Origin of the sequence: Klebsiella ornithinolytica, from assembly GCF_030505655.1 — a bacterium.
GTDB lineage: Bacteria > Pseudomonadota > Gammaproteobacteria > Enterobacterales > Enterobacteriaceae > Klebsiella > Klebsiella ornithinolytica.
Genome location: NZ_CP130153.1, coordinates 1,565,211 through 1,591,603 on the forward strand (window position 1 = coordinate 1,565,211; position 26,393 = coordinate 1,591,603).

Sequence of the window (26,393 nt, forward strand, 5' to 3'; positions counted from 1 at the left end):
GGTGGTGGACTTGCCCGGATAAGGCGCAGAGCCGTTATCCGGGCAGGCAGCGTTACTCTTTGTCGGTGGCGCTCAGAGAAACGGAAGACAGGTAGTTCAGCAGCGCGATATCGTTTTCCACGCCCAGCTTCATCATCGCCGATTTCTTCTGGCTGCTGATGGTTTTAATGCTGCGGTTCAGCTTTTTGGCAATCTCGGTCACGAGAAACCCTTCGGCGAACAGGCGTAGCACTTCGCTCTCTTTCGGCGACAGGCGCTTGTCGCCGTAACCGCTGGCGCTGATTTTTTCCAGCAGGCGCGAAACGCTTTCCGGGGTGAATTTTTTGCCTTTCTGCAGCGCCGCCAGCGCTTTAGGCAGATCGGTCGGGGCGCCTTGTTTCAGCACGATCCCTTCGATATCCAGATCCAGCACTGCGCTAAGGATCGCCGGGTTGTTGTTCATCGTCAGAACGATGATAGACAGATCCGGGAAATGGCGTTTGATGTATTTGATCAACGTGATCCCGTCGCCGTATTTATCGCCAGGCATCGACAGGTCGGTAATCAAAACGTGTGCGTCTAATTTAGGAAGATTATTGATAAGTGCCGTTGAATCTTCAAATTCGCCGACTACGTTGACCCATTCGATTTGCTCAAGGGATTTACGAATACCGAACAGTACGATCGGGTGGTCATCGGCAATAATTACGTTCATAGTGTTCATGTATTAGGCTACCTTGCTACAGCAAGCTCTTGACGTAAACGTCAATGTCGCTGATATATTTTTCTATGCCTTGCGCATCTTTCTCGCGAATCAGATGCTCAAGCGTTTCACATAACTGTTTGCCGGGTATCAGATTAAGCATAGCAAACGCCCCTTTGAGGCGGTGCGCTGTCTGCGCCAGCGCAGCTAAATCGCTCGTTGCCAGTTCAGTATACAGCCTCTTAACATCATCCGGAACTGTGTCGGCAAACAGTGCGTAATAGCCGCTGGCATGGAGTTCGGCGTTACTTTCGCTTCCCGCAGAGGGAGATTGCCCCTCTTCCTGCGCCAGCTGCTGTTCAATCAGTTGCAGAATCGCTTCCTGCATAGCCGTGCTGATATTAAAATTGACACGCAGCTGGCCTGGGCCAATTTTGCGTATCCCGACCTCATCATCGCTTAAAAGCAAGCCCGAAGCAGTAAGATTAGACGGATTATCCGTTAAAAAGAGATCGTATTCTTGACTTGCCAGCCTTTCATCCGGCGTGATGCAGGTTGCTCCCCAGCTTTCGAGCTGGCGCACCACAATCCGGCGGACCTCATTGGCGGTAATATCGAGCATCACCACGACATCATCCAGCAGATGTTCGCCGGAATCGCTCTCTTCTTCGCTGGCCGGCATTTTGAGATGGAGAGAATAGCGGGTTCCCAGCGACTCGCGCGCCTTGATGTTCATCTGACCGCCAAGCCTGCGCGTCAGGCGATCGCAGAGCCAGAAGGTGAGGGCGTTGGCTTTACCATACAGGTCGGACTGGGTCTCGTTCAGGAACGGGAAGTGCATATTGTCGATTTCATTGCCGGAAACGCCGTTGCCGGTATCCAGAATACGGAAGGTCAGCCGGTCGTCAGCGGACTCATCTTTACTCATTTCAAGCGTGATTTTGCCAATTTGCGTCGTGGTCACCGAGTATTGAATGAGTAACAGCAGCGTGCGGCGCAGCGCATCGCGATCGCCATAGCGTTGTTCATTGGCCGGCAGCGCATTGTTGATCAGCAGCTGCAGACCTTTGCGTTTAATGATCGGCAGCACCTCAGGCACCACTTCATCGATCAGCTCCTGAATGGAGAACAGCCCAGGATTACTTTTCCAGCTGTCGCTCTCCAGAAGATTCGCCAGCTGAATTTCATCGACCAGCTGTACCAGCTGGTCAGCATGCTGCGCAAGCTGAAGGCTTTGGGCAATCCCAATGGCAGCCGCTTCTTCGGCCAGGCTCTGCGCCGGCTGTTTTAAGGCGCTGCCGATATGCTGCATAAATGCAATGCGCCCCTGCTGGTTTTTCTCGTACAGGCGCTGGGCCTGTTTCAGTTTTTTATTGACCAGAACCTCCCGGTCCTGATCGCGAATAATGAAGATCTGCGTCCGCGGCGCGACCTGGCTGCGATACTGACGTATTTCATACAGCTCGTTATTGATTGTCGCCTGGATAACCCCCTGATGCTGATCGGCCATGTTGGTGATGTTTTGCAGATTGAGGTGCGGCAGGAGATGATCGGCAATCGGGTTACTGATAATTGTACGGTTGGCTTCCTGATCGTGAACCAGCAGCCCCAGCGGCAGCAGCGAGACGATCTCTTCGTTAATGGCGCGCAGGGTGCGCAATTCGCTATTGGCGGCGGGAGAGACGGCGGTACCGGTCTGACGGCCGCGGCCGTTGTAATGGCGAAACGTCGTAAAACCGAACAGCGTTAACGCCAGCAGGCCGATAATCAGCAGCAGCGGCAGGAGAACGTTCTGCAGTGACTCCAGCAGCAGCGACCCGAAGGGAACCACCCAGATCAGGCGCATACCGGTGGTGCTAATGCTGGTGATGATCTCAATTCGCGCCCCGTTAAAGTCGATATTAACGCTATCGGTGGCCTCTTTTTCCGGGTTGCTGACCGCGCTTTGCGCCGGGTCGGGTTCAATACGGAAATTATCCAGCGGCATGCCGGGCGGAATCAGGTCGTTAATCGGCAGGTCAAAGGCGACAACGGTTGCCAGGTGGCCCGGCTGGTTAAAGGTGGTGCGCAGGGTAAAATAGTGGCCATTCTGCCAGGAGAGGCGGCGCAGAGAGGAAAAGGTTTCCCTCTCGTCCAGGGTGTTCGCCTGCAGCAGCATTTCTGCGCGACGGGATTCAACCACGCTGGTAATCGTTGACTCTTTAAAGCTGGATGACAGATCTTTCAGCGGCAGCGTCGACACAAGGATCAGACTGTTATCCAGACCATTCAGATAGTACATCGACCAGGGGATGGTTTCCGCTCCCCACAAGATGTCGAGGTAGCTGGACATTTTCTGCGTCATCTCCAGGGTGGAGCTGTCGTGGGATCCAAAGATCAGCGCTTCGGTTTTCCGCCGCGGTTTTTCCAGGTAGTAAACATCCTGCTTCAACCGCGTTTCTTGCAGGCCATCGCTGACGGTGCTGGAAGGGGTGGCGGCGATATTGTCGTAAATCTGCCAGGTTGCGTAGCGCCAGGTATCGATGCGTTTATGCAGCGCGTGGCTGACATCAATGACCTGATAACTTTTATCTTTCAGCCAGGTATTGACCGCGCTTTGGATCATAACACCCATGGTCGCCAGCAGGACGATGACCATTAAGATGAAGAAGCGGGTGATGCTGCCTGGCATCAGGGAGAATTTTTTCTGGGTCATCGTGTGACGGAGCGACTCATCAAGGTTTGTAAGCAGGGCATCGCCCCAGGTAGCTGCTAGCAGAGTGAATACGCTAAGCAGTATAAAGGCTAATTTATCAAATCCATACTACAGATTGCGGTTCTGCAATTTTTTTTAATCGTAAGAATTATCTTAAAAAATCGCGCGCAATAAGATGTACACCAGGGCGAACCTTGTACAATTATTTACCCGTTTCTGGCAATAAATAGCACTAAATAACAAGAAATTATCTGGATAAGACTTTACTCACTTGCGAGGTGATTGATTAATAACCGTTATTTTTTTCCGTGGATATCGCCGGGTAATTAAAGTTATGTAAAGAAGGGTAAAAAAAAACCGAATGCGAGGCATCCGGTTGAAATAGGGGTAAACAGACATTCAGAACTGAATGACGGTAATAAATAAAGTTAATGATGATAGCGAGAGTTATTCTAGTCGCCGGGGTGGATTTTGTTTTGTCATTCAGTGCTATACATGAAACAACGTGTAACTGCATGAACTTCATTGAAAAAATTTATTTTCTTGATTATTGGTGCTTATTTTAGTGCTTTTTAGCGATGAAGAAAAGTTCCCCTGTGTTTACAACTTGAAACATCTTGTGCGCATTTTGAAACACCTTAGAAGTTTTCGTATCATATTCTTGTTGGATTATTCTGCATTTTACAGCACAATGAATATAGCCGACTGATTAGAAGGGTAATCAGTAAGCAGTGGCAATAATAAAAGGCATATAACAAACAGAGGGTTAATAACATGAAAGTTAAAGTACTGTCCCTCCTGGTACCGGCTCTGCTGGTAGCAGGCGCAGCGAATGCGGCTGAAATTTATAACAAAGACGGCAACAAATTAGACCTGTACGGTAAAATCGACGGTCTGCACTATTTCTCTGACGACAAGAGCGTTGACGGCGACCAGACCTACATGCGTGTAGGCGTTAAAGGCGAAACTCAGATCAATGACCAGCTGACCGGTTACGGCCAGTGGGAATACAACGTTCAGGCGAACAACACTGAAAGCTCAAGCGATCAGGCATGGACTCGTCTGGCGTTTGCTGGTCTGAAATTTGGCGACGCGGGCTCTTTCGACTACGGTCGTAACTACGGCGTTGTTTACGACGTAACTTCCTGGACCGACGTTCTGCCGGAATTCGGCGGCGACACCTACGGTTCTGACAACTTCCTGCAGTCCCGTGCTAACGGCGTTGCAACCTACCGTAACTCTGACTTCTTCGGTCTGGTTGACGGCCTGAACTTTGCTCTGCAGTACCAGGGTAAAAACGGCAGCGTTAGCGGCGAAGGCGCAACCAACAACGGTCGTGGCGCTCTGAAACAGAACGGCGACGGTTTCGGTACTTCCGTAACTTATGACATCTGGGACGGCATCAGCGCTGGTTTCGCTTACGCTAACTCCAAGCGTACCGACGATCAGAACGCACTGGTTCTGGGTGAAGGCGACCACGCTGAAACCTACACCGGCGGCCTGAAATACGACGCGAACAACGTTTACCTGGCAACTCAGTACACCCAGACCTACAACGCAACTCGCGCTGGCAACCTGGGCTTTGCTAACAAAGCACAGAACTTCGAAGTGGTTGCTCAGTACCAGTTCGACTTCGGTCTGCGTCCGTCCGTTGCTTACCTGCAGTCTAAAGGTAAGGATCTGGAAGGCTACGGCGACCAGGATATCCTGAAATATGTTGACGTAGGCGCGACCTACTACTTCAACAAAAACATGTCCACCTACGTTGACTACAAAATCAACCTGCTGGACGACAACAGCTTCACCCGTAACGCCGGTATCTCTACCGACGACGTGGTTGCTCTGGGCCTGGTTTACCAGTTCTAAGCACGCTGAAGTGACGAAAAAGGCGCCTCTGGCGCCTTTTTTTATGCCCGGTTTAACCTCGCTGGTGTAATCTTGCTGCCTTAGCAAGAGGAACCTGATTGTATGGATATCACTTTTTTCCGTAGCGCGCTGTTCAGCGTCTGCGTACTGCTTTCCGGCTGCGATTCAGCCACAACTCCCACTGCGCCAAAAAGTGCCGCGACCGTACTGGATGGTAAGACGATGGGCACATTCTGGCGGGTCAGCGTCATTGGCGTTGATGAAGCCAAAGCCGAGGCGCTGCGACAGAAGGTCCAGGCGCAGCTCGATGCCGACGATCGTCTGCTCTCCACCTGGAAGAACGATTCTGCGCTGATGCGCTTTAACCATGCCACCACGACCGAGCCGTGGCCGGTCAGCGAAGCGATGGCTGATATTGTCACTCTCTCGCTGCGCATCGGCGCCAAAACCGCGGGCGCCATGGATATTACGGTGGGGCCGCTGGTGAACCTCTGGGGGTTTGGCCCCGACAAGCAACCGGTTAAAACGCCGGATCCTCAGCAGATCGCCGCCGCGAAAGCGCGCACGGGGCTCCAGCATCTGACGGTCATTAACCACGCGGATCGGCAATATCTGCAAAAAGACATCCCGGATCTGTTTGTCGATCTCTCCACCGTTGGCGAAGGCTATGCCGCCGATCATCTGGCTCGCCTGATGGAGCAGGAGGGCATTTCCCGCTACCTGGTTTCGGTCGGCGGGGCGTTGGTCAGCCGGGGAATGAACGGCGACGGGCAGCCGTGGCGGGTGGCCATCCAGAAACCAACCGATCGCGAAAATGCCGTGCAGGCGATTGTTGATATCAACGGACATGGGATCAGCACCTCCGGCAGCTATCGCAACTACTATGAGCTGGACGGTAAACGTATTTCCCACGTTATCGATCCGCAAACCGGCCGGCCGATTGACCATAAGCTGGTCTCGGTCACGGTCATCGCCCCAACGGCGCTGGAAGCGGACGGCTGGGATACCGGCCTGATGGTGTTGGGGCCGGAAAGGGCGCAGGAAGTGGTGCGCCAGCAGGGGCTGGCGGTTTACATGATCGTCAAAGAGGGCGACGGGTTTACAACCTGGATGTCGCCGCAGTTCCGCACTTTCCTCGTCGGCGAAAAGAATTAAACAGCAAGATTTCGGGTTTTTTTCATCGGGCGCGGATTCAGACTGACGATACACTTAAAGCAGGAGCCCGTTATGAAACCGATAATTGCTGATACCGACGATCGCCGCTGGCAGGCGGTGTGCGATCGCGATGTGCGAGCCGATGGTCAGTTTGTCTTTGCCGTACTGACCACCGGTATCTGTTGCCGCCCGTCCTGCCGTTCGCGGCGAGCGCTGCGGGAGAATGTGCGCTTTTACCCCGCGGTTGAGGCGGCGATCGCCGCTGGCTTTCGTCCTTGTAAGCGCTGCCAGCCGGATAAACGCGATCCGCAGCAGCAGAAGGTGGACAAAGTCACCCGGGCCTGTCGCCTGCTGGAACAGGAATCGCCCGTGACCCTTGAGGCACTGGCGCAGGAACTGGCGGTCAGCCCCTTTCATTTTCATCGTTTATTCAAATCCGTCACCGGAATGACGCCGAAAGCCTGGCAACAGGCATGGCGTGCGCGACGTTTGCGCGAAGCGCTGGGGCAGGGGGAAAAAGTGACGCCCGCCGTGCTAGCGGCAGGCTTTCCCGGAGGCAGCAGTTATTATCGTCAGGCGGATGCCGCGCTTGGGATGACCGCCCGCCAGTTTCGCCGCGGCGGCGAGGATACCGACATTATCTATACTGTCGGCGACTGCGCGGTCGGCCGCTGCCTGGTTGCGGAAAGTGAACGGGGGGTGTGCGCCGTTTTACCAGGGGAAGAGAACGCAGCGCTGCTTGATGCGTTATCCCGTCTCTTCCCCCACGCCCGGCTTCTGCCGGGGGATGCGCATTTTTGCCAGCGGGTAGCCGAGGTTTTCGCCCATCTGGACGATCCTCGCAAGGCCGTTAATCTACCGCTGGATCTGCGCGGTACCGCGTTTCAGCTGCGCGTCTGGCAGGCGTTGCGCCAGATCCCGGCAGGAGAGACCCGCAGCTATCGTCAGGTCGCGCAGAGCATTGGCCAACCTCGTGCGGTGAGAGCCGTGGCAGGCGCCTGCGCGGCCAATAAACTCGCCATTGTTATCCCGTGCCATCGGGTGGTCCGCGAGGGCGGGGCGCTCTCAGGCTATCGCTGGGGAACGGCCCGTAAAGCGCAATTGCTGGCCCGGGAAGCGCAAACCGAGGAGAAGTGATGCTCGATTTATTCGCCGATACGCCTCCCTGGCAGGAGCCGCTGGCGCCGGGGGCCACCATTCTGCGGCGCTTCGCCCACCGGCGCGCGGCGGCGTTGCTGCAGGCGATAATGCAGGTCGCCAGCCGGTCGCCGTTTCGTCAAATGGTGACGCCGGGAGGCTATACCATGTCGGTGGCGATGACCAACTGCGGCAGAGTGGGCTGGACCACCGATATGCACGGCTACCTCTATGCTCCTGACGATCCGTTAACCGGTCAGCGCTGGCCGTCGATGCCGACGATCTTTCGTCAACTGGCTGCGGAGGCGGCGCTTGCCTGCGGCTATCCTGATTTTGCTCCCGATGCCTGTCTGATTAACCGCTATCAGCCCGGGGCAAAGCTGTCTCTGCATCAGGATAAAGATGAACGCGATCTGCGGGCGCCTATTGTGTCGGTGTCACTGGGGCTGCCCGCCGTGTTTCAGTTTGGCGGTCTGCGGCGCAGCGATCCGCTGCAGCGCGTGCTGCTGGAGCATGGCGATGTGGTGGTCTGGGGGGGAGAATCGCGCCTGTTTTACCACGGTATCCAGCCGCTGAAAGAGGGCGACCATCCGCAGACCGGCGCCTGTCGCTATAACCTCACCTTCCGTCTTGCCGGTGCGAGAGAACAAAAATAAGAATTATTCTTGATGTCATGGGCGAGCAGTTTAAACTGCTGGCTGTTTTGCTGCCCGGATTGTGAGTTATGGAACTTCTGCTGCTTGTCTGGCGCCAGTATCGCTGGCCATTTATCTCCGTCATTGCCCTGAGTCTGCTCAGTGCGGCGCTGGGAATCGGGCTTATTGCCTTTATTAATCTGCGTCTGATGACCGTGGTCGATACCTCGCTGGCGGTGCTGCCGGAATTTCTCGGTTTGTTGCTGCTGCTGATGGTCGTGACGCTGGGTTCCCAGCTGGCCCTGACCACCCTGGGCCACCATTTTGTCTTCCGCCTGCGCGGCGAATTTATCAAACGCATCCTTGATACCCAAATCGAAAAGGTCGAGAAGATCGGTAGCGCTTCGCTGCTTGCCGGTTTAACCAGCGACATTCGCAATATCACCATCGCTTTTGTGCGCCTGCCGGAGCTGGTGCAGGGGATTATCCTGACCTTTGGTTCCGCCGCCTATCTGGCGTGGCTGTCGGGCAAAATGATGATGGTGACCGCGCTGTGGATGGCGCTGACCATCTGGGGCGGGTTTGTGCTGGTGGCTCGCGTCTACAGGCATATGGCGACGCTGCGGGAAACGGAAGACAAGCTGTACCACGACTACCAGACGGTGCTGGAGGGGCGCAAAGAGTTAACCCTTAACCGGGAACGCGCGGAATACGTGTTTAATCAACTTTATCTGCCGGATGCCCGCGAATATCGTCACCATATTATCCGCGCCGATACGTTCCATCTCAGCGCGGTGAACTGGTCGAATATTATGATGCTGGGGGCCATCGGACTGGTGTTCTGGATGGCAAACAGCCTCGGCTGGGCGAATACCGCCGTGGCGGCGACCTACTCGCTGACTCTGCTGTTCCTGCGCACGCCGCTGCTCTCGGCGGTCGGAGCGCTGCCGACATTGCTCAGCGCCCAGGTGGCGTTCAACAAGCTGAATACCTTCTCGCTGGCACCGTATCGCGCCGACTTCCCGCAGCCGGAACCGCACCCGCACTGGCAGACTCTGGAGCTGCGCGACGTCTGCTTCCACTATCCGGATAACAGCTTTGCTGTCGGGCCGATTAACCTGACCCTGCAGCGCGGCGAGCTGGTGTTTTTAATTGGCGGCAACGGCAGCGGTAAATCGACGCTGGCGATGCTGCTGACCGGGCTGTATCAACCGGCTTCCGGGCAGATTCTGCTCGATGGCCAGCCCCTTGCGGCAGACAAGCCCGAAGATTACCGCAAGCTTTTTTCGGCGGTCTTTACCGATGTCTGGCTGTTCGATCGGCTGCTGGGGCCCGGCGGCAAAGCGGCGGACTCCGCGCTGGTTGACCAGTGGATGGCGTACCTGAAAATGACGCATAAACTGCAGCTGGATAACGGCAGGATTGTCGATTTGAAGCTGTCGAAAGGGCAGAAAAAACGCGTTGCGCTGCTGCTGGCGCTGGCGGAGGAGCGGGATATCATTCTGCTTGATGAGTGGGCGGCGGATCAGGACCCGCATTTCCGGCGCGAGTTTTACCAGCAGCTGCTGCCGCTGCTGCAGCAAATGGGGAAAACCGTTTTCGCCATTAGCCACGACGATCACTACTTCCAGCATGCCGACCGCCTGCTGGAGATGCGAAGCGGCCAGCTGACAGAACTGACGGGAGAAGAGCGCGAGCTGGCTACCCGGGATGCGGTGGCCCGCACCGCCTGATTGATCGCGTCGCCGGCTCGCCGGCGGCGCGGTTGTTGATTTTTCCGCCGCCTGAACGCGGCGACGGTTATTTTTTCTCCCTCCCCGCGCTATGCTTATGGCTCCTGGCCTGCCACATGTTCTCAAAAGGATTGCCTGACCGATGTCCGTTTCGCATAAAAAAAGTGCCAGATTACGTGATGAAGAGCGTGCCCGCCTTATCTGGCTGCTGACCACCGATAAAGCCGTCACCTCGGCGCTGCTGGGAAAGCTGACGCTTGCTGAACGCTATGACGACGGCACGCTGGCAGACGATCTGGCGGAGGTCGAGGTGCTGGTCTCTCACCTGCCGCCACCGGACCTTGCCGATGCCCTCGAAGCGCTGCCGTACGACGGGCGTAATGCGCTCTGGCAGCTGGTCAGCAACGACAAACGCGGCGAGGTGCTGCTCGAGGCATCGGAAAACGTCTGGGGCGATCTCATCGATAAGATGAGCGACCACGAGCTGCTCGACGCGCTGCAAACCCTGGATATCGACGAACAGGTCTATCTGGTTCAGCACCTGCCGCGTAACCTGACCGGTCGCTTACTGGCGACGATGCCGCCGGATAAGCGCGCGCGCGTCCGCCAGATTATGCGTTACGCCGACAATACCGTTGGGGCAATCATGGAGTTCGAAGTGATTGTCGTGCGTCCGGAAATGACGCTGGCGGCGGTACAGCGCTATCTGCGGCGGTTGGGCAAAATGCCGGCGAACACCGATAAGCTGTTTGTGACCACCCGCAATAAGCTTCTGCTGGGTGAGCTTCAGCTGCAAACGATTCTGCTCAATGCGGCGCAAAAACGGGTCGGCGACGTCATGGAAGGGGACCCGGTCACCTTCCAGCCGCACGAAGAGGCTGAAAAGGTGGCGCGTACCTTTGAACGTGACGACTTGATCAGCGCCGCGGTGATTGATGCAGAAGGGAAGCTGATGGGCCGTCTGACCATCGATGAGATTGTTGACGTCGTCTATGAAGAGACGGACAGCGATCTGCGCGGTATGGGCGGTCTGAGCAGCGAAGAGGATGTCTTTGCGCCGGTCAGCAAAGCGGTGAAGACCCGCTGGGCCTGGCTGGCGGTTAATCTGTGCACCGCCTTTATCGCCTCGCGGGTGATTGACGGGTTTGAACACACTATTTCACAGCTGGTGGCGCTTGCCTCACTGATGCCGATCGTCGCCGGGATCGGCGGCAACACCGGCAATCAGACGATCACCATGATCGTGCGCGCTATGGCATTACAGCACATTCAGCCCGGCAGCTTTTCGTTTCTGATTCTGCGCGAGATGGGCGTCGCGCTGATTAACGGCCTGGTATGGGGCGGGATCATGGGGGCGATCACCTGGTGGTTGTATCAGGACCCGCAGCTGGGCGGCGTGATGACGCTGGCGATGATGCTGAATCTGCTGATGGCCGCGATGATGGGGGTGATTATTCCGATGGTGATGGTCAAGCTGGGGCGCGATCCGGCGGTCGGCTCCAGCGTGATGATCACCGCGATCACCGACACCGGCGGCTTCTTTATTTTTCTCGGTCTGGCGACGATATTTCTGATGTAAGCGCCGGCCTGCTGCGCAGCCGGCGAGGAATCAGCGCCATCACTGCCAGTCCGGCCACAACGCCAATGGCCAGATTGCTGGTTCCGACCGTCGCGCCGACGGTCGCCAGCATAACCAGCGTTTCCGGCCACGGATGGCGCGCCACTTCCGCCGGCCGAATGCTGTGCCAGCTGAAGGTTTTTGCCGCCACAATCACCATCACTCCGGCCAGCACCACCATCGGAATTTTAGCCATTACTTCACTCAGCGCGGTGACCAGCAGCAGCAGTACAAGGCCTGCCGCAACGGTTGAGACGCGGCTTCGGCCCTTGCCCATTTCGACGTTAACGATGGTCTGCCCGATCATGGCGCAGCCGGCGATACCGCCGTAGAATCCGGCGAGAATATTGGCGATGCCCAGCCCGGTGCTCTCGCGCGCTTTGCTGGATGGCGTGTGGGTCAGATCATCCACGAGTTTAGCCGTCAGCAGCGACTCCAGCAGGCCAACGAAGGCGATACTCAACGCGCAGGGCCAGATAATGCTCAGCGTGTGCAGATCGAGCGGTACCCGCAGAGCGGTAAGTCCGGGCAGTCCACCGCTCATAGTGCCTTCATCACCGACGGTGGGCAGCAGCTGGCCGCTGGTGACGGTAAACAAGGTCAGCAGGATGATGGCGATCAGCGGCGAAGGGATGGCTTTGATATAGCGTGGCGCCCACAGCACAATCAGCAGCGTCAGCACGAACAGGCCGAGGATCAGCGGCCGTGTGCTCCAGAAATGTGGCAGCTGGGCAAAAAAGATCAGTATCCCCAGCGCATTCACAAATCCGGTCATCACCGATTGCGGAATAAATCGCATCAGTCGGGCCATACCGCACAACCCAAACAAAATTTGAATAATACCAGCCAAAATGACAGCGGGCAGGATATAGCCCACGCCGTGTTGATGCACCATAGGGCCAATGACCAGCGCCACCGACCCCGCCGCTGCGGTGACCATGGCCGGTCTGCCGCCAAGCACCGACATCGCCAGACAGAGCACAACGGACGCAATCAGGCTGACTTTCGGGTCAACCCCGGCAATCACAGAAAAGGAGATAACCTCTGGAATCAGGGCCAGCGCGGTGAGTACGCCAGCCAGCGCTTCGCGGGTCAGTAGCGACGGCGAGCGTAATACATGGCGAAGCGCGCCGTTCGAAGAGGGTGGTGTGGGGTTGGTGGCCTGATGCATAAGCGTTTCGCTGGTAGATAAAAGCCGGAACCACGAGCCGGAGCTTGTGTGCGGTCTGTCACAAAACAGGGGATGATAGCGCGTGGACGTGACATATACCAGTACAAAATATGATTTAGCGTACACATTTATTAAACATTTTTATAACAGATCTCAAAACTCAACTTAAATTTTAAACAATATTTAATTTTTTGATCTTCGGTGTTACCTTGATTCTCGATAATCGTTTCACCTGCGCTAAATCCAAAAGCGAGTAAAGTAAGGCTCAAATCCGATGAAGAAAAAGATGGCCGTACCCAGCTCACCGGCTGTTGGTTCAAATACACCTCGGACCAACACCCGCCATGAGCAAGAGACGGATGTATTGTTGATTGGCGGCGGCATCATGAGCGCCACGTTGGGAACCTGGCTTCAGGAACTTGAGCCGGACTGGTCTATTACCATGGTCGAGCAGATGTCCAGCGTGGCTGAAGAGAGCTCGAACGGTTGGAACAATGCGGGTACCGGTCATGCGGCTTTGATGGAGCTGAACTACACGCCACAAACCGCCAGTGGGATTAATATCGACAAAGCGGTCGATATCAACGAATCCTTCCACATCTCCCGGCAATTTTGGGCTCACCAGGTGACACGCGGCATACTCAGTAAGCCGAAATCGTTTATTAACAGCGTGCCGCACATGAGCTTTGTGTGGGGCGAAGACAATGTGAATTTCCTGCGCGCGCGTTACGCGGCGCTCCAGCAGAGTGAGCTGTTCCGCGGGATTCGCTATTCTGAAGATCATCAGCAGATCAAAGAGTGGGCGCCGCTGGTGATGGAAGGGCGCGATCCGCAGCAAAAAGTGGCCGCGACCCGCACCGAAGTCGGGACCGACGTCAACTACGGGGAAATCACCCGCCAGCTGATTGCCGGACTGCAGACCCATGATAACTTCTCTTTGCAGCTTGGTACCGTTGTGCGTCGCTTTAAGCGCAACGCGGACAAGAGCTGGACAGTGACCCTGGCCGATGCCGATAATCGTCGCCAGAAGCGCGTTATTAAAGCCAAATTTATCTTTATTGGCGCCGGCGGCGCCGCGCTGACGCTGCTTCAGGAAACCGGTATTCCTCAGGCGAAAGAGTACGCGGGCTTCCCGGTGGGGGGACAGTTCCTGGTGTGCGAAAACCCGGAGGTGGTGAACCATCATCTGGCGAAAGTCTATGGCCAGGCCGAAGTGGGCGCGCCGCCGATGTCGGTTCCGCATATCGATACGCGGATTATCGATGGCAAGCGGGTAGTACTGTTTGGACCGTTCGCAACTTTCTCGACCCGCTTCCTGAAAAACGGTTCGCTGTGGGATCTGCTGGCATCAACCAACACCTCGAATATTCTGCCGATGCTCAATGTCGGTCTGGATAACTTCGATCTGGTGAAATATCTGATTAGCCAGGTGATGCAGAAAGATAACGATCGTCACGAGGCGCTGCGCGAATACTATCCGGAAGCGAATAAAGAGGACTGGCGCTTGTGGCAGGCCGGCCAGCGCGTACAGATTATCAAACGCAACGGTAAGAAGGGCGTACTGCGTCTGGGCACGGAAGTGGTCAGCGATGACGAAGGTACCGTTGCAGCGCTGCTGGGAGCTTCTCCGGGAGCATCGACGGCGGCGCCTATCATGCTACAGCTGATGGAGAAGGTCTTTAAAGAGAAGGTGCAGTCGGCCGCCTGGCAGGCGAAACTGAAAGAGATCGTTCCCTCCTACGGTCTGCGTCTGGATGGTAACCCGGCGGCGATTGAACAGGCGCTGGCGTGGACCAGTGAAGTACTGCAGCTGCATTACGAGCCGGTAGCGGTGGTTGATCAGGTCCCGCTGGCGGAGCTGAAGCCGCTCTCCGGTGACAAACCTATGGCGGATATTGCGCTGTAGAACGACATCCGGCGGCTGATGCCGCCGGATAGTGACTGTTTATCGCTTCGCGTTAGCGTACAACGGCATTGCCGATGGTTTCGTCTGCTTTCCAGATTCGGTATTTCACTTCGACGTTATCTGGGGTGTAGACCACGATGGGCAGCTTGCTGTTGTAGCGCAGCATGGCATCATCACCCAAGCCTGCCAGCACAAATTTACGCTCTTTTTTGCCGTCCGGGCAGGCCATCATGGTTGAAACCGGTCCGGTCACTTTATCAAAAACGTAGTAATCGTAACCCCAGCCTTCCAGCGTTTTGCTTTCCAGTTGACCGCCGAGGCGATGGCGGTTGCAGTCAACCTCAAGGGTCTGGCCGATCATCAGCTCGACTTTAAATGCGGATTCGTCCTGCTGCTGCGGCAGCTGAATCACCTGACGCTTCATGCCTTTTTCCGCCTTCGGATAGGGGGCGACCTTTTCCAGAGGCTGTTCAGCGGCCAGCGCGCTGGTGGAAACACAGGCAACGGCCAGCAGAGAAACAGCAAGCGTAGAGATTTTCTTCACGATTCATCATCCTTTGTTATCGATCTTTAACGGCAAAAGACTAGCACTCTTTTGCGTAATGGTAAGAATAATTTACCATTATTTTCATATATTGTGGTCTGATTGACTGGCTTTATTGGCTGGTTTGCAAGTATTCACTACCCAAATTCACTCTCTGAGTGAAAGGTTCTTTGGGTATCCCTGACGGGATATTGCCGCCAACGGCAACCGGCAACCCGGCGTTAATAATTATCAGCAAGCGAAGACGTTTTCAGGTGCGATGATTCCAGTCCGACCGGCCAATACCCGCGAATAAGGGGCGCTATAACAGTAACAGAAGGGGAGACGGGGGAAGCGAAATGCTCCCCCCGATGCCTACTCATCGCGACTGACTTTTCCTTCCTCGATGAACTCTTCATCGATTTCGTCGGTGTTGCCCGCGTGCTCGCGCCCCGATAGCAGATTCCAGCAGGCAATAAACAGGGCGGCGATCAGCGGCCCGATGACAAAGCCATTAATCCCATAAATCTCCATGCCGCCTAGGGTGGCAATCAAAATCAGATAGTCCGGCATTTTGGTATCTTTGCCCACCAGCAGCGGGCGCAGAATATTATCCACCAGGCCTATCACAATCACGAAGAAGCCGACGATAAACGCCCCTTGCCATAGCTGATCGGTGGCAAACAGGAAGATGGCAGCCGGTACCCAGACTATGGCGGAACCGATCGCCGGAATCAGCGACAGAAACGCCATGATGGCGCCCCACAAAATGCTGCCGTCGAGGCCGGCGATAGAAAACGCGATGCCGCCAAGTATCCCCTGGGCGAGGGCGACGGCGGCGGTACCTTTTACGGTTGCCCGTGATACGGCGGCAAATTTGGCAAACAGATGCTGCTTAACGTAGTTAGACAGCGGCAGGGACTCAAGGATGAGCATGACCAGATAGGGGCCATCTTTGAGCAGGAAAAACAGCAGATACAGCATGATGCCGAAGCTAACGGTAAAGCCGAAAGTCCCTTTACCAATCAGGAACGCGCTGCCGGCCAGATATTGCCCGCCTTTCAGAGCGGCGTCAGAGAGCTGTTTCTGAATCTGCTCTGCGCTGTCAAGGTTATGTTCGGAGAGAAAGCTTCTGGCCCACTCAGGCAGATGGGCAAACAGATTGGCCACCACCACAGGAAACTGGGTGTCGTTATGCTGAAGCTGGGTGTAAACCAGGTTGAGCTCAATCGCCAGCGATGAAATGATGATCGCCAGCGGCGTGAAAACAATCAGGCAGATAATCACGACGGTCAACAACGAGGCCAGGCCATTGCGCTCCCCGAGGCGAGTACGCAACTTGTTCTTCACCGGGTTGAAGATGACCGACAGAATCGCGGCCCACAGTATGGCTGAATAATAGGGGGAAAGAACATTAAAAAAGGCGAGGCTGACCATCAGCAAAATCAGGATAAAAAATCCCTTCGTAAGTCCATTAACTCTCATATTAATTGTTCCGGTGTCAGGCAAGTACGACGAATAATAGAAGCTATTCTTCGATTTACAATCAGTAAGGTCGGAGTTTCTTCATCAGCAGTGCGGAAACGGGGATAGATTCGACCGCGGACCGCGACCGTGTCGGCGGGGTGATTCGGGCATTAAAAAACCCGCAGGCTCAGAGAGGATGCGGGTTCTTAAGGGGTTACCGGTTGTTAAGATAACTTACCGGTGAATGATTTGGTCGGCACGAGAGGATTTGAACCTCCGACCCCCGACACCCCATGACGGTGCGCTACCAGGCTGCGCTACGTGCCGACGTATGGAGGACAATATTACCCGTTCCCCGACCGAATGCAAGCCGGGGAACGGCTGATTGATTCATAATTAATCAATCAGTTAGCGATAAAGCGTTTTTCGTCAGTCAGGATCTGCAGCAGCAGGCTGAGTTGAGGTTTGCGGTTATCAATCTTTTTGCCGTCGCTGTTCCAGGTGCTGTAGGTGCCGTTGTGGTTCAGCACCACGGTCACCTCTGGCGACGTGACCGCCAGCGTATCGCCGTTGGCCGCCGTCACCCAGGCCCTACGACGCGCGGGGCTGAACAGGTCTTCACCCTGTGAGTATTCGTTGGCAGGCGTGGAGACGTGCAGCAGGCGCTGCATCAGCGTCGTCATCACATCTTTGTTGCTGGTCAGCGTCGCGATGTTCTGCGCCGGAATCCCTGGCCAGTGAATAACCAGCGGAATCTGCAGCTGCTCCCGGGACCAGTCAAACTTACCGCGCTGCGGATTCAACGGCATACCGTGCGCGGCGGTAATAATCACCACCGTATTATCCAGTTTTCCGGCATCGCTCAGGGCGCTCAGTACCCGGCTGATTTGGTTATCAACATCTCCCGCCGCACGGCTGTAGCGACGCGCGAAGTTTTGCTGCTGACTGTTATCCAGCGTGGTGCCGTTCAGCGAAATCCATGAGAACCAGCGGTTTTCATCCTGCGCATAGCGATTGAGCCAGCCAATCCACTGGTCCGCCGTTTGCTCATCGCTTTGCGTTTTCTCATTTGGCAGCGAGAAATCGGACAGCAGCGCCTGGCGATAGAGCGGACTGCTGAAACCATCGGAGGAGAACAGCCCCAGCTGATATCCCTGCTGGTTAAAGGCCGTAATCAACGCGGCCGGGATGCGGGCTGACAGGACGCCATCCATATAGCCCGGCGAAATCCCGTAGAACAGGCCAAACATCCCGCTATCGGTGGTATTGCCGGAGCTCATATGCTGGGTAAAGTTGACGTTCTCTTGCGAGAAACGGGCCAGTTCCGGCATATTTTTCTCAAACCGCGAATAGTTCAGGTTATCGACGGTAATGAGCAGAACGTTGTAGCCAGCCCCCAGATCGCGATAGCGCAGGGTGCTCAGCGGATACTCAACGGAGACGGCTTCCGGCGCCCCCTGTTCTACCAGACGACGCTGGTAATCCTGGGCGTCGAGCAGGCCATGTTTCTCAAGGAAACGGCGGGCCGTCATCGGATAGGAGAGCGGCAGATTCGCCCGTTGCATGGTGATCGGGCGATAAAAATTCGCATCCGCCCAGATATAAATCAGGTGGCTGCTGATAAAAGAGAGAAAGAAAAACCAGGCGACAGGCCGGGCGTAGTGGCGGCGACGCGTCAGGCTACGCAGCTTCTGCCAGCTCCAGGTCGCAAATAGCATTTCCAGCAGGAAGATAATCGGCACGCTGATAAACATCAGCTGCCAGTCGCGCGCCATCTCATTCTGGTCAGGGTTGATGACCAGTTCCCAGACAATAGGGTTAAGATGCAGGTGGAAACGGGTAAAGACTTCGCTATCGATCAGGAGGAGCGTCATGCCCGCGGTCGCCAGAATGACCGACAGGAAGCGCATCAATCGCTGCGATACGACGATAAAGGTCAGCGGGAAGAGAATCAGGACATAGCTGGTAAATACCAGAAAACTGAAGTGACCCACGAGGCTGACATACGAGAAAATACGTCCGCCCAGAGTCGTGGGCCAGTCGGCGACAAAAAGATAGCGGCTGCCGAGCACCATGGCCAACAACATGTTGAACAGGGCGAACCAGTGCCCCCAGCTGACCATCTGGGAGATTTTTTCTCGGTAGGGCTGACGAAGAGTCACCATATACAGTTGTTGGTTATCCTTAGTGCGCCGGATCGTCGTTGATTGAAGACTGCAGAGCCTGGGCAAAAGAACGGGCGATAGCCTGACGCTGCGCCGGCGCGACGCTACTATTGATCAGGTTAGTCACCATATTGCCTAGCACCATCAGTGAAAGGTCAACGGGGGCTTTGTGTGTTTCCAGCACGTTGGTCAGCTCGCTAAGCAGCTGTTCGACGTGTTCATCACTATAGCGGGATAATTGCGGCATAAACTCAAAATCTGTTTGTTCGTGAAAGGGCAACATATTACCGTAGCAGCAGCTTTTTTTCCGCATTTTTTCGCCACGGCGCAAAAGCGCGCACGATCGCGAGTCTCTGGTCGTCGAAGAGTCACGCGGCGGTTGCGTCGCCGTCCCGGCGGTGGTTGAATACCGGCCGGTCTAAAAGGAGAGTTTAACATGAGTCTGGATATCGACCAGATTGCCCTGCATCAGTTAATTAAACGTGATGAACAAAACCTCGAACTGGTGCTGCGCGATTCCTTACTGGAGCCGAATGCGACGGTCGTGGAAATGATGGCCGAGCTGCATCGTGTCTACAGCGCTAAAAACAAGGCCTACGGTCTGTTTAACGAAGAGAGCGAGCTGGCGCAGGCCCTTCGCCTGCAGCGCCAGGGCGAAGAAGAATTTCTCCCGTTCAGCCGGGCGGCAACCGGCCGTCTGCGTGATGAACTGGCGAAATATCCTTTCGCAGAAGGCGGTATCGTTCTGTTCTGTCAGTATCGTTATCTGGCGGTTGAGTATCTGCTGGTGGCGGTGCTGAACAACCTGAGCAGTATGCGCGTTAATGAAGATCTGGATATCAGCTCAACCCACTATCTGGATATCAATCATGCCGATATTGTGGCGCGCATTGACTTAACTGAATGGGAAACCAATCCGGAGTCGACCCGCTACCTGACCTTCCTCAAAGGCCGGGTCGGGCGTAAAGTGGCCGATTTCTTTATGGACTTCCTCGGCGCCAGCGAAGGGCTGAATGCCAAAGCGCAGAACCGCGGCCTGCTCCAGGCGGTCGATGATTTCGCCTCCGATGCTCAGCTCGATAAGTCCGAACGGCAGAACGTTCGTCAGCAGGTATATGCTTATTGCAACGAGCAGCTGCAGGCGGGAGAAGAGATTGAACTGGAATCTTTATCCAAAGAGCTGGCCGGCGTCAGCGAGAAGAGCTTCCAGCAATTTACCGCTGAACAGGGGTATGAGCTGGAAGAGAGCTTCCCGGCGGATCGCAGCACGCTGCGTCAGTTGACCAAGTTTGCCGGCAGCGGCGGCGGGTTAACGATCAACTTTGATGCCATGCTGCTGGGCGAGCGGGTGTTCTGGGATCCGGCAACGGATACGCTGACCATCAAAGGCACGCCGCCTAACCTGCGCGATCAGCTGCAGCGTCGGACTTCCGGCGGTAGCTGATTCTCCGCCAGCCCCGGTGAAGGCCGGGGCTGGCGGCCCGCGGCGTTGTTACTCAGCGTCGGCGCGGATCGTCTCGATCCCGTGCTGAGTCAGCTTCGCCTGCAGGGCCTCATCCAGCAAACCATCGATAATCAGGGTACTGGCAAGGCTTAGCTCGCCGATGGCAAACGCCGATGCCGAGTTCAGTTTTTCCTGCGACGCCATCACAATGGTTTCCGCTGCCCGCGCGGCGAGTGCCCGCTTGATAGCCGCCTCTTCATAATCGCCGGTAGTGAAACCCGCGCGGTCATGCACCCCGGTAACGCCCATAAAAAACAGATCGGCATTGATCCGCGCAATACCTTCCAGCGCGCTGGCGCCGACGGTGACCACCGAATGTTTAAACAGCCGCCCGCCGATCAGAATGACCTCAATCAACGGTCGCTCCACCAGCGCGACGGCAATACCTGGGCTGTGGGTTACGACGGTACAGGCCAAATCAGCCGGCAGACAGCGGACCATTTCTTCTGTCGTGGTCCCGCCATCGATAATCACCACCTGCCCCGGCTGGATCAGCGCCGCCGCCCGGCCGGCAATGGCCTGCTTTGAAGCGATTTGCACGTTTTTTCTTGTTTCGATCGGCGCGATGGCCGCCGAAACCGGCAGCGCGCCGCCGTGGACCCGCTGCAGCTTGCCTTCCCCCGCCAGCTCGCGTAAATCCCGGCGGATAGAGTCTTCAGAGACGTTAAACCGCTGGCTAAGCTCGCCGGACATCACCTGTTTTTCGACGGCGAGAATCTGCAGTATTTGCTGTTTTCGTTGGCTGGCAAACATATTCCTTCCTTCGCGTTTGATCTTGTTTGTGCATTATTTTGCATGTTATCGTGGTCGCTGTCATCTCATCAGGAGAAAAATATGTCCAGGGATACCTCCCGCGTTCGCCACGTGCGTGAAACGCTGCTGTCCGACAACTGGTATACGTTAAAAAAATACACTTTTGAATTGCTGCGCCGGGATGGCCGTTGGCAGGAACAGAGCCGTGAGGCCTACGATCGCGGCAACGGCGCGGTGATTCTGCTCTATAACCGGGTAAAGCAAACCGTTGTACTTATACGCCAGTTTCGTTTTCCGGTGTGGATTAATGGTCATGATGGTTTTTTGATCGAGGCGGCTGCCGGGCTGCTGGATAATGCGTCGCCGGAAGAGCGCATTATCGCCGAGGCGGAAGAAGAGACCGGCTTCCGCGTCACCGGCATTGAACCGGTTTTTACCGCCTACATGAGTCCGGGGTCGGTCACCGAAAAGCTCTATTTTTTCATTGCCGAATATTCGGCGGACGATCGCCGCGGCGAAGGCGGCGGGCTGGCGGCGGAAGGGGAGGATATCGAAGTGCTGGAGTGGCCACTGGCCCGGGGGTTACAAGCGATACGCGAGGGGGAAATTGTGGATGCCAAAACCATTATGCTACTGCAACACCTGGCTCTCACGATTTCGTCGCGCCTTGCCCCGGATGAAACAAGGCGCGATAACCCTTAGTGCAGTTTGCGGGCGATAGCGCTGTACATCAGCGCGGCTTCCAGCGGTTGGGCGTTAAACGAAGGTTCGGCCTGCGGCCAGGTTGACCACTGTACGATCACCAGATGTTCCGCGCGGTTGACCATAATCACCTGGCCGTAGATACCCAGCGCCCACAGCGAACCTTTCAGGCCCTGGCGGGCGCTGGGGTCGACATGCTGTGCGTTGGCCGGAATCGCGTTATTCCACCATTGATAGCCGTAAATGCCCTCCGGGTGTGCCGGGGAGACTGATTTCTGCGCCTGGGTCCAGGCGGAGGATTGGTCAAACCAGCCTTCAGGCACCAGCCGTTGGCCATCGGCCAGACGTCCATCCCGGGCGACAAACTCGCCGAAACGACCCCAGTCTTCCAGCGTAGCGTTAAAGCCGTGCGCCCCGACGTCATGCTTGCCCTGCTGATAAGCGTGCCAGACGCCGTCATGCGCCATTCCGGCGGGTTGCCACAGGGCCTGCTCCAGCCATGCGGCAAGCGGCATTCCGGTGGCCCGCTCCAGAACATCACCCAATAGCCAGGCGCCCCCTGACGAGTAGGACCACTGCTCGCCGGCGGGATGCGTGCGCTTCAGGGAGGCCACGATCTTGCGCACGCACGCGTAGGTACCTGGATGGGCTTCACACTGAGTCAGGCGGGCGAAATGGGATTGCGGGTTGGTGTAATCTTCATTCCACTCGACGCCGGAGGTGTGCTGAATCAGCTGTTTAAGGGTGACATCGTCCCAGGCGCTGCCTTTCAGGTCGGGCTCGTAATCGGTGATCCGATCATTAAGCGAATGGATTTTACCTTGCTGAATCGCTATACCGACCAGGGTGGAGACCACCGCTTTACCTACCGAGCGGGAGGTCCACAGCGTGGTGTCGGTATTGCCTGCGCCGAGATATTTGTAGGCAATCTTACCCTCTTTGAGTACCAGAAAACCGGTGACGTTCTGGCGCTTCAGGTAATCCTGCAGGTTCCATGTCTGGCCGTTTACCGTATAGCTGACGTCGGTCAGCGGCTTATCTGACGGCAACAGCGGCGTGGCGTTACCGTGATGGAAGATATCGCCGGCATAGTTACGGTAGTCGTTGCGAAAACCGATAACCCGGGCGGACCGATCCCAGTTGAGCATATCTTTTGTTGCAGGCAGAACGGGATCAAAAGGTGTCGGGCAGACATCCAGCATGACTCCGCCGCAGGCCTGCGGTGACGGGGCCTGCGCCATGCTGACGGTAGGGCAAAGCGCGAACAGCAACGCCAGGGCCAGCGGTGTGGTTTTTTTTATCTTTGTCATCAGAGATTCCTTATTAGCCATAACAACCAGGCCTGCAGTATATAAATCGCCTTCGGCAGGCTAAAATCAGCCGATGGGGGATTTTCCCCCAAAGGAAACCACAGGATGAAAACGCTGCATTACTCATTTGCCCAGATTGAGGCTTTTGCCATCATCGCGGAAACCGGGAGTCTTTCGCGGGCGGCGATTTGGCTCGGAAAAGATCGCACCACGCTGCGCGATCTGCTGGATTACCTGGAAGATGCGCTGGGATATGCGCTGTTCCTGCGCGAAGGGCGAAGCCTGGCGTTAACCGCCGAAGGGGAACAACTTTTTCGCCAGGCGCATTTACTGCTGCGCCAGGCCCAGGCCTTTGAGTCGTTTGCGCAGACGCTACCGCGCACCGCGGGGCAGGGGCTGCGGGTGGTGTACGATCCGTTTGTACCGCGATCCTTTCTCTGCGCACTGGCAGATCGCCTTGCCCGACGTCAGCTGCGAATGAGCTGCTGGAGCGCATCGCGCCGCGAGGCGGAGCAGGCGCTGGCCGACGGGCAGGCCGATCTGGCTATTTGCCAGGCCAATAACCGGACTCTCGGTAGCGAAATGGAGTGGCGCGCGTTGGGAACCGTCGATCTGCGCTTTTATGCGGCCGAGCGACTGTTTGCTGGCTGCGCGCGTCCGCTGACTCTGCTCAATCTGTCGTTGGTCCCGCAGCTGGTGATGCATCGCCGCGCAGACGAGCAAATTGCCCGCCGGGTGCAAATCTCGGGACATACGCTGTACATGAATGAAAAAGCGTTATTGCGCCATGCGCTGCAGCAGGGGCAGGGGTGGGGATTCTTACCTGACCATTTTCAGGCGGCCGGCTGGGAAGGCGTGGAGGAGATCGATACCGAAGTCGGTACCCAGGGGCTGAATGTCACGATGGTGATGCTGTGGCAGCCGGGAATGAACAAGCATCCGACGCTGGGAGAGGTGGTTGATTTTGCGCCTTTGCTATGGAAACAAGACGCATAACAAAACGCCCCGGACCTTGCGGGCCGGGGCGTTTGCCACTCAACTTGCTATCGCGATTAAGCGCGAACGAAGTCGATGTGAGTCAGTTTTGGCTTGAACGCGTGACGCTGAACAGCCTGAACTTTTACTTTTTCTTCTTTGCCATCGATAACGATGGTCAGAACTTCACCGTAGAACTCAGCTTTGCTCTGAATGTTCCACAGTTTGTCCTGGTCCAGCTCGATTGCTACCGGAGTAGCTTCACCGCCATAAATGATGGCCGGGAATTTGTTAGCTGCACGCAGGCGGCGGCTCGCACCCTTACCCTGCTCTTTACGTACTTCTGCGTTGATAGTAAACATTGATGTCTCTCTATATTTAAATCCTGCTACAGGCGACCCAGCAGCAGGCAGATGATCTGCTTTGCGAATGCAAAAGCGGGCGGCATTATATCCACCTATGGCGTTGACGGCAATGAAAACCTCAGGCGCGGCGGTGATTAACGCAGTTCATTTGCCCGGCGGAAGCGGCCTTGATAGTCGAAGACTTTTTCCCTGACCTGCCAGTACTGGCCCTTCATGCGCGCGACGACAAAGTCCGGATGCCGCAACAGCGGCTGCTGGGCAACAATGTCGGCAGGGGTTATCCAGCGCAGCGGCACGCCCGGCGTGCGGGTATGGGGACGGATAAACAGCTGCTCAAACGCGGTACGCTGGGCCGGCGTCTGCAGGCGGAAGCGCTCGCTGACATCGGCGCCGTCCTCATCGTAGTAGGTGATTTTCAGCCACGGACCTTTATCGTCGCCACCGTGCTGCAGGTCCATGCCGCTGCAGCGCAGCACCAGCGCGTCTTTGAGCTTCAGCGCGGCCTTCAGCATATCGTCCGGGTCGACCAGAATTGTGTCACACTCGCGGCAGCGGCGGGCGGCAATATCATTTTCCGCATTGCACTGCGGACAGTTTTTAAAGCGAAAACGAAAATCGCACTGTTCACGATGACCGTCGTCATCTTCAAACCAGCCCTGGCAGCGGCGGCCAAAGTGTTCAATCAGCGTACCGTCGGCGGTGGTCTTTCCCCAGAAGGTATTGGCAAAGCCGCAGGCCGGGCAGAATACCTGTACGGGGACGTTATCGCTCTTGCCCTTCGGCGAACCCACCTCCGGGGCGTAGAGATCGTGAGGATTTCCGGCATAGTCGAGAATCAGGCAGTCGGTTTTCCCCGGCGCCAGGCGCAGGCCGCGGCCGACAATTTGCTGATAAAGGCTGACCGACTCCGTGGGGCGCAGGATGGCGATCAGATCGACATGCGGGGCATCAAATCCGGTGGTGAGCACCGCCACGTTCACCAGATAACGATACTGCTGCGCTTTAAATGCTTCGATGATGCGATCGCGCTGCGGGCCGGGCGTTTCACCGGTAATCAGCTCCGCCTCGCCGGCGGGCAGCAGGCCGGTAATTTCCCGCGCGTGTTCTACCGTGGAGGCGAAAATCATCACGCCCTTACGCGTGCGGGCGAATTCGACGATCTGGCTGACGATATGCGGCGTAATGCGCCGCTGCTTTTTTAGCTCAAGGTTCAGGTCCGCTTCGCTAAACAGACCGTTGCTCTGCGGCTGAAGGCGGCTGAAATCGTACTGCACGACCGGCATATCCAGCCGTTCCGGAGGCGTCAGATACCCGTGCTTGATCATATAGCGCAGCGGCAGTTCGTAAATACAGTCGCGGAACAACGCCTTCTCATCACCGCGAACCATGCCGTGATAATGAAACTGGTAGATCCAGCCCTTGCCGAGGCGGAACGGCGTGGCGGTTAACCCGAGCAGGCGCAGCTGCGGGTTGACCTGCTGCAAATGGCTGATAATTTGCTGGTACTGGCTGTCATCATCGTCGCTGATGCGGTGGCATTCATCGACAATCAGCAGTGAAAACTCGGCCTGGAACTGTTCAAGGTTACGGGCTACCGATTGCACGCTGCCGAAGACCACCTTGCCGTGGCTCTCTTTACGCTTCAGCCCGGCGGCAAAAATATCCGCCTCCAGCCCAAGCGCACAATACTTGGCGTGGTTTTGCGCGACCAGCTCCTTGACGTGCGCCAGCACCAGAACGCGGCCGCGCGCCAGGCGTGCCAGCTCGGCGATGACCAGGCTTTTACCCGCGCCGGTTGGCAGGACGATTGCGGCAGGCTCATGATGGCGACGAAACCAGGCGAGCGTGGCGTCGACGGCCTCTTTTTGGTAGGGACGTAATGTAAAAGTCATGGCTATACTGGCGTTAATTAACTCGCAAATAGTATGCCACGAATCTTTTCCCTTGAGTGGCGTTAAGAGCCCGTTATACTAGCCAGCGAACTTCTTCTTTTTCGGGCGTTTGCCCGCTCCAGCATTATTACAGGCTAAA

The 26,393-nt window shown here is 56.2% G+C and carries 21 protein-coding genes and 1 tRNA gene; 10 read left to right on the forward strand and 12 right to left on the reverse strand.

Annotated features, from left to right (window positions below):
* Nucleotides 1-52: 52 nt before the first annotated feature.
* Both rcsB and rcsD read right to left on the reverse strand, forming a co-directional pair.
* The gene (rcsB, locus tag Q1L34_RS07420) at nt 53-703 is read right to left on the reverse strand and encodes a response regulator transcription factor RcsB (RefSeq protein ID WP_002913007.1); all 651 of its coding nucleotides are present in this window, start codon (nt 701-703) and stop codon (nt 53-55) included.
* Between the two features lie 16 nt (nt 704-719).
* On the reverse strand, nt 720-3,377 hold the full coding sequence (gene rcsD / locus Q1L34_RS07425; protein WP_327204430.1) for a phosphotransferase RcsD: 2,658 nt from the start codon (nt 3,375-3,377) through the stop codon (nt 720-722).
* Nucleotides 3,378-4,151: 774 nt separating this feature from the next.
* On the opposite strand from rcsD, the gene ompK36 reads away from it, so the two are divergent.
* From ompK36 to mgtE, 6 genes are all read left to right on the forward strand, one after another.
* Nucleotides 4,152-5,243, forward strand: coding sequence for a porin OmpK36 (gene ompK36 / locus Q1L34_RS07430; RefSeq protein WP_162660933.1), 1,092 nt, complete (start codon nt 4,152-4,154; stop codon nt 5,241-5,243).
* 102 nt (nt 5,244-5,345) lie between these two features.
* The gene (gene apbE, locus Q1L34_RS07435; RefSeq protein WP_015583821.1) at nt 5,346-6,398 is read left to right on the forward strand and encodes an FAD:protein FMN transferase ApbE; all 1,053 of its coding nucleotides are present in this window, start codon (nt 5,346-5,348) and stop codon (nt 6,396-6,398) included.
* Between the two features lie 72 nt (nt 6,399-6,470).
* Nucleotides 6,471-7,535 (forward strand): bifunctional DNA-binding transcriptional regulator/O6-methylguanine-DNA methyltransferase Ada, encoded by a 1,065-nt coding sequence (gene ada, locus Q1L34_RS07440; protein ID WP_152308950.1) that lies wholly within the window; start codon nt 6,471-6,473, stop codon nt 7,533-7,535.
* Entirely contained in the window at nt 7,535-8,191 is a 657-nt protein-coding gene (gene alkB, locus Q1L34_RS07445) for a DNA oxidative demethylase AlkB (protein WP_015583823.1), read from the forward strand. Before ada ends, alkB begins: the two co-directional genes overlap by 1 nt.
* A 68-nt stretch (nt 8,192-8,259) precedes the next feature.
* The gene (locus Q1L34_RS07450; RefSeq protein WP_004864873.1) at nt 8,260-9,903 is read left to right on the forward strand and encodes a multidrug ABC transporter permease/ATP-binding protein; all 1,644 of its coding nucleotides are present in this window, start codon (nt 8,260-8,262) and stop codon (nt 9,901-9,903) included.
* Between the two features lie 142 nt (nt 9,904-10,045).
* Entirely contained in the window at nt 10,046-11,482 is a 1,437-nt protein-coding gene (gene mgtE, locus Q1L34_RS07455; RefSeq protein ID WP_004864871.1) for a magnesium transporter, read from the forward strand.
* Here mgtE and Q1L34_RS07460 read toward each other — a convergent pair.
* On the reverse strand, nt 11,445-12,692 hold the full coding sequence (locus Q1L34_RS07460) for a SulP family inorganic anion transporter (protein ID WP_327204431.1): 1,248 nt from the start codon (nt 12,690-12,692) through the stop codon (nt 11,445-11,447). The genes mgtE and Q1L34_RS07460 overlap by 38 nt on opposite strands.
* Before the next feature lie 274 nt (nt 12,693-12,966).
* On the opposite strand from Q1L34_RS07460, the gene mqo reads away from it, so the two are divergent.
* Nucleotides 12,967-14,598, forward strand: a complete 1,632-nt coding sequence (mqo, locus tag Q1L34_RS07465; RefSeq protein WP_015583824.1) for a malate dehydrogenase (quinone) — start codon at nt 12,967-12,969, stop codon at nt 14,596-14,598.
* Nucleotides 14,599-14,650: 52 nt separating this feature from the next.
* On the opposite strand, the gene eco is transcribed toward mqo, so the two are convergent.
* The 5 genes from eco to Q1L34_RS07490 all read right to left on the reverse strand — a co-directional run bounded on the left by eco (nt 14,651) and on the right by Q1L34_RS07490 (nt 19,000).
* The gene (gene eco / locus Q1L34_RS07470; protein ID WP_004864866.1) at nt 14,651-15,142 is read right to left on the reverse strand and encodes a serine protease inhibitor ecotin; all 492 of its coding nucleotides are present in this window, start codon (nt 15,140-15,142) and stop codon (nt 14,651-14,653) included.
* A 354-nt stretch (nt 15,143-15,496) separates the two neighbouring features.
* On the reverse strand, nt 15,497-16,606 hold the full coding sequence (locus Q1L34_RS07475; RefSeq protein WP_004864864.1) for an AI-2E family transporter: 1,110 nt from the start codon (nt 16,604-16,606) through the stop codon (nt 15,497-15,499).
* Nucleotides 16,607-16,838: 232 nt separating this feature from the next.
* Nucleotides 16,839-16,915, reverse strand: a tRNA-Pro gene (locus Q1L34_RS07480).
* Between the two features lie 77 nt (nt 16,916-16,992).
* Nucleotides 16,993-18,753 (reverse strand): LPS biosynthesis-modulating metalloenzyme YejM, encoded by a 1,761-nt coding sequence (gene yejM / locus Q1L34_RS07485; RefSeq protein WP_137056001.1) that lies wholly within the window; start codon nt 18,751-18,753, stop codon nt 16,993-16,995.
* Between the two features lie 19 nt (nt 18,754-18,772).
* The gene (locus Q1L34_RS07490) at nt 18,773-19,000 is read right to left on the reverse strand and encodes a YejL family protein (RefSeq protein ID WP_015583825.1); all 228 of its coding nucleotides are present in this window, start codon (nt 18,998-19,000) and stop codon (nt 18,773-18,775) included.
* 189 nt (nt 19,001-19,189) lie between these two features.
* On the opposite strand from Q1L34_RS07490, the gene yejK reads away from it, so the two are divergent.
* The gene (gene yejK, locus Q1L34_RS07495) at nt 19,190-20,197 is read left to right on the forward strand and encodes a nucleoid-associated protein YejK (protein WP_004864857.1); all 1,008 of its coding nucleotides are present in this window, start codon (nt 19,190-19,192) and stop codon (nt 20,195-20,197) included.
* Between the two features lie 48 nt (nt 20,198-20,245).
* On the opposite strand, the gene Q1L34_RS07500 is transcribed toward yejK, so the two are convergent.
* On the reverse strand, nt 20,246-21,010 hold the full coding sequence (locus tag Q1L34_RS07500) for a DeoR/GlpR family DNA-binding transcription regulator (protein ID WP_327204432.1): 765 nt from the start codon (nt 21,008-21,010) through the stop codon (nt 20,246-20,248).
* 81 nt (nt 21,011-21,091) lie between these two features.
* Here Q1L34_RS07500 and Q1L34_RS07505 point away from each other — a divergent pair, with 81 nt between their 5' ends.
* Nucleotides 21,092-21,712, forward strand: a complete 621-nt coding sequence (locus Q1L34_RS07505; RefSeq protein ID WP_327204433.1) for an NUDIX hydrolase — start codon at nt 21,092-21,094, stop codon at nt 21,710-21,712.
* Here the strand turns inward: Q1L34_RS07505 and Q1L34_RS07510 are convergent.
* The gene (locus Q1L34_RS07510) at nt 21,709-23,022 is read right to left on the reverse strand and encodes a serine hydrolase domain-containing protein (protein WP_327204434.1); all 1,314 of its coding nucleotides are present in this window, start codon (nt 23,020-23,022) and stop codon (nt 21,709-21,711) included. The two genes, Q1L34_RS07505 and Q1L34_RS07510, sit on opposite strands and share 4 nt — an antisense overlap.
* A gap of 105 nt (nt 23,023-23,127) precedes the next feature.
* Between Q1L34_RS07510 and Q1L34_RS07515 the strand changes: the two genes are divergently transcribed.
* Nucleotides 23,128-24,018 (forward strand): LysR family transcriptional regulator, encoded by an 891-nt coding sequence (locus tag Q1L34_RS07515; RefSeq protein ID WP_327204435.1) that lies wholly within the window; start codon nt 23,128-23,130, stop codon nt 24,016-24,018.
* Nucleotides 24,019-24,074: 56 nt separating this feature from the next.
* Here the strand turns inward: Q1L34_RS07515 and rplY are convergent, their stop codons facing one another.
* Nucleotides 24,075-24,359, reverse strand: a complete 285-nt coding sequence (gene rplY, locus Q1L34_RS07520) for a 50S ribosomal protein L25 (protein ID WP_004864846.1) — start codon at nt 24,357-24,359, stop codon at nt 24,075-24,077.
* Between the two features lie 137 nt (nt 24,360-24,496).
* Nucleotides 24,497-26,254: a DNA repair helicase RadD gene (radD, locus tag Q1L34_RS07525; protein ID WP_032717968.1), complete on the reverse strand. Its 1,758-nt coding sequence runs from the start codon at nt 26,252-26,254 to the stop codon at nt 24,497-24,499.
* Between the last annotated feature and the right edge of the window lie 139 nt (nt 26,255-26,393).